This window comes from Sellimonas caecigallum, assembly GCF_019754295.1.
GTDB classification, from domain to species: Bacteria; Bacillota; Clostridia; order Lachnospirales; family Lachnospiraceae; genus Sellimonas; species Sellimonas caecigallum.
The window spans coordinates 74781-81901 of the sequence record NZ_VIRV01000011.1 but is presented as its reverse complement, the minus strand read 5'-3'; the positions used below and the strand labels follow the sequence as shown (position 1 = coordinate 81901).

At 44.9% G+C, this 7121-nt stretch carries 9 protein-coding genes and 1 pseudogene; 8 read left to right on the top strand and 2 right to left on the bottom strand.

Going from position 1 to position 7121, the window contains the following annotated elements; all coding sequences use genetic code 11:
- Positions 1-24 precede the first annotated feature (24 nt).
- The 3 genes from FLB61_RS08745 (at position 25) to nrdG (ending at position 3252) form a co-directional block, all read left to right on the top strand.
- The gene (locus FLB61_RS08745; protein WP_221919911.1) at positions 25-339 is read left to right on the top strand and encodes a YbjQ family protein; all 315 of its coding nucleotides are present in this window, start codon (positions 25-27) and stop codon (positions 337-339) included.
- A 173-nt stretch (positions 340-512) separates the two neighbouring features.
- Positions 513-2639: an anaerobic ribonucleoside-triphosphate reductase gene (nrdD, locus tag FLB61_RS08740; protein ID WP_087202029.1), complete on the top strand. Its 2127-nt coding sequence runs from the start codon at positions 513-515 to the stop codon at positions 2637-2639.
- 19 nt (positions 2640-2658) lie between these two features.
- A complete protein-coding gene (nrdG, locus tag FLB61_RS08735) occupies positions 2659-3252 on the top strand; it encodes an anaerobic ribonucleoside-triphosphate reductase activating protein (RefSeq protein WP_087202027.1) in 594 nt (197 codons plus the stop codon).
- An 80-nt stretch (positions 3253-3332) separates the two neighbouring features.
- Here nrdG and FLB61_RS08730 read toward each other — a convergent pair whose 3' ends face one another.
- A complete protein-coding gene (locus FLB61_RS08730) occupies positions 3333-3524 on the bottom strand; it encodes a family 4 glycosyl hydrolase (protein WP_288722943.1) in 192 nt (63 codons plus the stop codon).
- Here FLB61_RS08730 and FLB61_RS08725 point away from each other — a divergent pair.
- From FLB61_RS08725 to FLB61_RS08715, 5 genes and pseudogenes are all read left to right on the top strand, one after another.
- Complete coding sequence (locus tag FLB61_RS08725; RefSeq protein WP_221919910.1) at positions 3507-4022, top strand: DUF3284 domain-containing protein; 516 nt, start codon at positions 3507-3509, stop codon at positions 4020-4022. The two genes, FLB61_RS08730 and FLB61_RS08725, sit on opposite strands and share 18 nt — an antisense overlap.
- Positions 4023-4046: 24 nt before the next feature.
- Positions 4047-4661 (top strand): MupG family TIM beta-alpha barrel fold protein, encoded by a 615-nt coding sequence (locus FLB61_RS13275; RefSeq protein WP_330625556.1) that lies wholly within the window; start codon positions 4047-4049, stop codon positions 4659-4661.
- Positions 4634-4699: pseudogene (locus tag FLB61_RS13450) on the top strand (hypothetical protein); the annotation flags it as partial. The gene FLB61_RS13275 and the pseudogene FLB61_RS13450, both read left to right, overlap by 28 nt.
- A 51-nt stretch (positions 4700-4750) precedes the next feature.
- Positions 4751-5122, top strand: coding sequence for a DUF871 domain-containing protein (locus FLB61_RS13270; protein WP_330625553.1), 372 nt, complete (start codon positions 4751-4753; stop codon positions 5120-5122).
- 28 nt (positions 5123-5150) lie between these two features.
- Positions 5151-5816: a GntR family transcriptional regulator gene (locus FLB61_RS08715; protein WP_221919909.1), complete on the top strand. Its 666-nt coding sequence runs from the start codon at positions 5151-5153 to the stop codon at positions 5814-5816.
- 93 nt (positions 5817-5909) lie between these two features.
- On the opposite strand, the gene FLB61_RS08710 is transcribed toward FLB61_RS08715, so the two are convergent.
- Positions 5910-7103 carry a metallophosphoesterase gene (locus FLB61_RS08710; protein ID WP_087202025.1) on the bottom strand — a complete coding sequence of 398 codons (1194 nt, stop codon included), beginning with the start codon at positions 7101-7103 and terminating at the stop codon, positions 5910-5912.
- Positions 7104-7121: the final 18 nt, after the last annotated feature.

The window sequence follows — 7121 nt, the reverse complement described above, 5'->3', positions numbered from 1 at the left end:
CAAATGAAAAAGGAGGCAAAAGTTATGTTTTTAGTCAACACGGACTACATTCCGGGAAAGAAATTTGAGATGATCGGTCTTGTAAGAGGGACCATGGTACAGTCTGCTCATATGGGGAAAGATATCATGAACAGTTTTAAAACGCTTGTAGGAGGAGAGCTTACTTCTTATACAGAGATGATGAATGAAGCCCGCGCCGTTGCCACGAGACGTATGGCTGAGGATGCAGAACGGATGGGAGCAGACGCCGTCATCAATATCCATTACGCATCCAGCGCGATCATGCAGGGTGCTGCAGAGGTTATGGCCTACGGAACAGCGGTAAAATACATTGATTAGAAGAATCGTTGGAATAGACAGAAAATACCACATATAGTAGAAAAATAAAAAAAATACAAGATGTAGTAGAAAAATAGGTTTGTCTCTGCTATAATTATGAATGCTGCCTGAGGGCAGCATTTTGAACGCAATTAACAAACAGAAAGAAAATAGAAACGAATGGAGAGGACAGCATGAAGGTAATAAAAAGAGACGGACGGGAAGTCGCATATGACAGAAATAAGATCGTGTATGCGATCCACAAAGCCAACAATGAAGTGGAGAAAGCAGATAAGATTTCCGAAGAAAAGATCTACGACATCATTGCCTCCATCGAAAACAGGAAGCTGGAAAGCATGGCTGTGGAGGATATCCAGGACATCATCGAGCAGAAACTGATGGAGGAAGGCAAATATAATCTTGCCAAGAAATATATTATTTACCGGTATACAAGGGCGCTTGTGAGGAAATCCAATACGACAGACGATTCCATCCTTCGTCTGATCAGAGGGGAAAACTCAGAGCTGAAGACAGAAAATTCCAACAAAAATTCGACGCTTGCATCTACTCAGAGAGACTACATTGCGGGGGAAGTATCAAAAGATCTCACAAAGAGAGTGCTGCTTCCGGAGAAGATCGTAAAAGCCCACGAAGACGGAGTCATCCATTTCCATGACATGGACTATTTCCTGCAGCCGATTTTCAACTGCTGTCTTGTCAATATCGGAGATATGCTGGACAATGGCACGGTCATGAATGGAAAATTGATCGAGTCTCCGAAAAGTTTCCACGTGGCATGTACGGTTATGACGCAGATCATTGCATCTGTGGCAAGCAGTCAGTATGGAGGACAGTCTGTGGATATCCGGCATCTTGGAAAATATCTGAGAAGGAGCCGGGAGAAATATATGAAAAAATACAGAGCGAAATATGCAGGTATGCTCACGGAAGAAATGATGGAACAGCTTGCGGACGACAGAGTGCAAGATGAACTCCGTTCCGGTGTCCAGACGATCCAGTATCAGATCAACACGCTCATGACGACAAACGGACAGTCTCCGTTTGTGACACTGTTCCTGAATCCGGACAAGACACACCCGTATGCAAAAGAAAACGCCATGATCATTCAGGAGATCCTGCGTCAGCGGATCGAGGGGATCAAAAATGAAGCAGGCGTTTACGTAACGCCGGCCTTCCCGAAGCTTGTCTATGTGTTAAACGAAGACAATAATATGACAGGCGGAGAATATGATTACCTCACAAAGATCGCGGTAAAATGTTCGGCCAAGAGAATGTATCCGGACTATATTTCCGCAAAGAAAATGAAAGAAAACTACGAAGGGAATGTCTTCTCTCCGATGGGATGCCGTTCTTTCTTATCTCCATGGAAAGACGAGGAAGGAAATTACAAGTGGGAAGGCCGCTTTAATCAAGGTGTCGTAAGTCTCAACCTTCCGCAGATCGGAATCGTGTCAGGGGGAGATATGGAGCGTTTCTGGCAGATCCTGGATGAGCGTCTCGCTCTGTGTTTTGAAGCTTTGATGTGCAGGCATAAGGCACTGGAAGGCACATCTTCCGATGTAAGCCCGGTTCACTGGCAGTACGGTGCAATTGCAAGACTTGGAAAAGGCGAGAAGATCGACAAATACCTGCACGATGGATATTCTACGATCAGCCTTGGCTATATCGGTCTCTACGAAGTGACGAAAATCATGACTGGAGAGAGCCAGACATCGGAAGAAGGTCAGAAATTTGCACTGAAAGTCATGAAACGCCTCCGTGCAGCGACTGATACATGGAAGGAAACGACAGGACTTGGATTTGGCCTCTACGGTACACCGGCAGAAAGTCTTTGCTATCGGTTCGCGGAGATTGACAAGAAGAAATTCGGCAGCATTGAGAATGTGACGGACAAAGGGTACTATACAAATTCTTACCATGTGGATGTCCGGGAAAAGATCGATGCATTTGATAAATTTGAGTTCGAGAGCCAGTTCCAAAAGATCAGTTCTGGCGGGTGTATCTCTTACGTGGAAATTCCGAATCTGAACAACAATCTGGAAGCGGTAGAAGAAGTTGTGAAATTTATTTACGACAATATTCAGTATGCGGAGTTCAACACAAAATCAGACTATTGCCAGAATTGTGGATACGACGGGGAAATTATGATCAACGATGATTTTGAGTGGGAATGCCCGGTATGCCACAACAAAGATGAGTCAAAGATGAATGTGACGAGAAGAACATGTGGATATCTCGGAGAGAATTTCTGGAATCCGGGGAAAACGAAAGAGATCAAAAGCAGAGTCATGCATTTATAAAAATAAGGAGATCTGAAAAATGAATTACGCAGATATCAAGAAGTGGGATGTGGCAAATGGGCCGGGGATCCGCGTCTCACTTTTTGTGAGCGGCTGTACACACCGCTGTAAAGGGTGCTTCAACGAAGAAGCGTGGGATTTCGAGTATGGAAAACCATTTACAAAAGAGACGGAAGATATAATTTTAAAAGAGCTGGAAAAAAGCTATTATAAAGGATTTACCCTCCTTGGCGGAGAGCCTTTTGAATACAGCAATCAGAAGGTGCTGGCCCCGTTTTTGAAAAGAGTAAGGGAAAAATTTCCGGATATTTCCATCTGGTGTTATTCCGGATATCTTTTTGACAAAGAGATTACAGGGAAGATGCTTCCAAAGTGGGCGGAGACGGCCGAGATGCTGAAATACATTGATGTTATTGTGGACGGCAGATTTGTGGAAGAGCAAAAGAAAGTAAATCTCCTTTTCCGTGGATCTGAAAATCAGAGGATCATTGAAGTGAGAAAATCTCTCGAGGCAGGTCGCCCGATTCTGTGGGAACCGCCGGAATATATCCATGTGGTAGTAGATGAAAATCCGCATGAAGTGGGTGTTGCCCCTGAAATCTGCGGCAAATAAAAATATATAAAACAGCGGAGGCACCGCAATTTGCGGCGCCTCCGTTTTATAATGTCCCGAACAGAGGGACAAATACCGTTTTATTTAAAAAACTGTGGCAGATAATCCTTGTGTGCTTCCAGAAGCTCGTCCACTACGATGTTTGCAAGTTCATCACTTGGACAAAGTGGATTCAGATCAAGGGCAGCAACGGCAAGGTCACGGTCTCCTGTGACAGCTGCCTCGATGGTCATGCGTTCAAATGCCTTGATCATGTGTACATATCCGCTGATCGGAAGTTTGAGTTCTCCTGTGGCAAGCGGTTTCGGTCCATCTGCTGTGATCCGGCAGGCAAAAAGTTAAATGTCGGAGCAGAAGAATTCTTTTCACAGCTGATGGTGTCTGTGCTTTATGACATTAAGAGAGCGACGGGAAAAGAAGTGGCAGAGACGAAAGTGCACCAGGGATATAAGTATAAGAAACAGATGAAGAACAAGCTTGGAAAACAAGGGGATGTGGAAGTGGAGATTACAGAGTGGAAGCGCCCTTTTGTGTACAGTGCGAAGTTTAAGTCTGTGACGGGGACGAACCGGATAAGATATGAGATCGAATCTCTGGGAGAAGAAGAAATTCGGGTAAACTATTCGGAAGGTTACGACGGAGATACAAAGTCTCAGGATCTGAATTATAAGATCATCGGAGCCTTTTATAAAAGAAAGGCAAAGAAGAGAACAAGGCAGATGCTTCACGCAATGGAGAACTATATCTGCCAGAATCGAAAACAGAGCTAAGAACATAGAATGAGAGGGAGAAAGATGGCACGTTTTGGTATATCAATCTATCCGGAACATTCGGATATGGAAAAAGACATGGCATACATGGACATGGCGGCAAAGTACGGATGCAGCAGGATCTTTACCTGTCTGTTAAGTGTACAGAAATCCCGTCAGGAGATCGTGCGCGAATTTTCAGATTTGATCAATCACGCCCATAAATGCGGAATGGAGGTCATTATGGACACTGCGCCGGCAGTGTTTGGTCGTCTGGGAATTTCTTACGACAATCTGTCCTTTTTCAGTGAGATACACGCAGATGGAATCCGGCTGGACGAAGGGTTTGATTCTTTGAAGGAATCTCTTATGACGTACAATCCGCAAGGGCTGAAGATTGAGATCAATGCGAGTCTGGGTGGGCGCTATCTGGAAAATATCATGAGCCACAGTCCGGACAAAGAGCGCCTTACCACATGCCATAATTTTTATCCTCAGAGATATACCGGATTAAGTTACGCCCATTTTGAGAAATGCAGCAAAGCAATACGAGATCTGGATCTTCGTGTGGCGGCATTTGTCAATTCCCAGGAAAAGAATACATTTGGCCCTTGGGAAGTCAATGACGGGAGCTGGAACAGCACCGGGATCTTCCGGTAGGAACAGCTGCCCGGCATCTGTATGCCACAGGCCTTGTGGATGATGTCATAGTGGCCAACTGTTATGCTTCAGAGGAGGAACTTTCCTCATTGTCATCGTTGAATCCGTCTCTCCTGACGATGAAGGTGGAAAAAGAATATGACCTGTCTCTTGTGGAAGAAAAAATTCTTTACAATACGCTGCATTTTGTGCGCGGCGATATGAGTGAGTATATGGCAAGAAGCACACAACCAAGAATCGAATTTGCCGATGCGGACATTCCGAAGAAAAATACCCGTGATCTGAAGCGCGGGGATATTGTCATCTTAAACGAGACGTATGAAAGATATAAAGGCGAGCTTCACATTGTGCTTAAGGATATGCCAAACGACGGAAGGAAAAACGTTGTAGGACATATTCCGAAGAATGAGCATATGTTGCTCGATTATGTTACACTATGGAAAAAATTCGGATTCATATAAACTCATAAAATGAAAGAAGGTGAAGAGATTGGCTGCTCCAAGATACCTGGAAATAAAAAAACGCATCATGAAAGAAATCGAAGGAAAGCCGGTCAGTACACCGATTGCTTCAGAGCGTGAGCTGGCAGTTCAGTTTGATGCAAGCAGGATGACTGTGAGAAAGGCGCTTAATGAGCTGGTAGAAGAAGGTTACCTATACCGAAATAAAAATAAAGGTACATTTGTGGCAGAAAGAAGTCTGCACAAGAAAAATACGGCAGCGGACAGTTTTTTGAAGAAGGAGGAGACAAACCATAAGCTTCTCTATTTCAATGTCAAGGAGATACCGGACGCGGCAAAAAGACTGAATCTCCCGGCAGACGAGCTCATTCTGCGAGCTGTCAGACTGACCCTCAATGACGAACGGCCCGTCACGATAGAAGAAATCTTTTTGCCATATAAAAGTGTAGATTACAATGAGATGAATGAAATCAACACCATTTTGGATATGAATCCATACATCCAAAATGGGAGGCTCACACAGCGTTTTATCCCAATGCTGATACCGTCTCAGTACAGCAATCTCCTTGAAGTGAAGATGGGTACTCCTATCATCATGGTGGACAGCATCATTTATGACCCGGCGGGGAACCCGGTAGCGCTTGTCAACTTGTATCATAATCCGAGAGAAAAAATCATCGAGATCACATCATAAACTAAAAACAAAAAAGATTGCCATCGTGCAATCTTTTTTGTTTTTGCGTCGTTTTATAAAAAGAAGGCCTTTAAGGATTCCAGAAGCATCAGGTTAAGAATTGAAATGCACTTTGATCGTACAGATTTCGCTTTTTGTGGCGACGCGCATGTTTGGTCCGTAGACCCCGACTCCCGACGTTACGATATTGTGCATATCCCCTTTTTTCAAATATCCGCATGAATTTTCCCAAAAGAACTTGGTTACGATATTTCCCGGGAAAAGCTGCCCGTCGTGAGTATGACCGCACAGATCCAGATCCACTCCCGCATCCGCCAGTTCGGAGAGTTCCCGGGGTTCGTGGTCAATAACGAAGATTGGCTTCTCCGGATCGAGAGAACTCGTAATCTCGGCAGCAGACATTCGTTTTGTGATGCCACGGCCAGGACGTTCATAGTCTGGTCTTCCGTGCAGGTAGAAAGCGTCTGCGATCTCTACTGTCTCATCACGCAGGAGACGGATATTAGCGGCAGCCAGAAGTTCGTCCATACGGGGATCACTGACTTTCTTCCCTTTGGAGTGAAAAGTAAAGCCAGCCAGGATTGGCTCCTGGATATCATGATTTCCATAGCATGCATAAGTGCCATATGTACTTTGAATGCCCGCCAGGATGCGAACAAGTTCTTCCGGATCGTCCAGTGCTTCATATTCATTGTCAAAGATATCTCCGGCAATGACAACAAGATCAGGATTCTGTGCATTGATTTTTTGTACCATCTGCTTCATCTGCGCAGTCCCTACACTGTAGCCGAGATGGAGATCGGCTGCAAGGACGATGTTGAGAGAAGTGAGATCTCCGGCCTTTTTGTCTATGGCGACATCGTAATTGGTTACCCGGATATGGCGGGCATTCAAAGCACCATAAAGACAGACAGAAAAAATCAGGATGATACAGAATGTGCCGTTTAGGACGAAGGTGCGGCGCGAGGCAAGCTTCGCCTGGTCTACGCGCCTGCTCCGTTTGAGGATCAGGCGGATGACATCTACAATGATGACGACAAGTACGATATAGATCATAGCGCCCAGCCAGTAGTTGCTGATAAATTTCAGTATTCTCTGAAGTTTTCCCGGCGGACAGACAAAGGCGATCACGAGGGAAAAGGATACGAGCATGTATACTGTGATGATGAGTGTGCGGACCCATTTCTTTTTAAAGTGATGATGGCACGCACCCATCCAGCGCATCAGCCATCGCAGGATATAAATGTTTACGAGCAGATATACGGGGCTTAAAAATAAAGCAATCATTTGTATTTCTCCATATTT